The sequence below is a fragment of the Enterobacter cloacae complex sp. P13B genome (assembly GCF_014895915.1).
Lineage (GTDB): Bacteria > Pseudomonadota > Gammaproteobacteria > Enterobacterales > Enterobacteriaceae > Enterobacter > Enterobacter bugandensis.
This window is the reverse complement of the sequence record NZ_JADBQN010000061.1, coordinates 1-335: the sequence shown is the minus strand read 5'-3', so window position 1 is coordinate 335 and position 335 is coordinate 1. Positions and strand designations below refer to the sequence as shown.

The 335-nt window shown below is 63.0% G+C and carries 1 protein-coding gene; it reads left to right on the top strand.

All coding sequences use genetic code 11. The features are described 5' to 3' along the window. The coding region (locus tag IM273_RS21215) for an Ig-like domain-containing protein (RefSeq protein WP_193055604.1) at positions 1 to 335 on the top strand (335 nt) is incomplete at both ends.

Genomic DNA, 335 nt, shown 5'->3' with positions numbered 1-335 from the left:
GATCAGGCGGGCAACGTCGGTGCCACTACCACCCAGACCGTGACGGTGGATACCCAGGCGCCGCAGTACGGCATCACCATCGACAGCATCAGCGATGATACCGGGCAGTCCGGGAGTGATTTCATCACTATGGACACCACCCTGACCATCAACGGCTCGCTGGGCAGCGCGCTGGCGAGCGACGAACGGGTGCAGATCAGCCTCGACGGCGGAAACACCTGGATTGATGCCACGGTCACCAACCAGCGCTGGAGCTACACCGATACCCGCGTTCTGCCTGACGGAGACTACACCTGGCAGGTGCGGATTATCGACCAGGCGGGCAACGTCGGCTC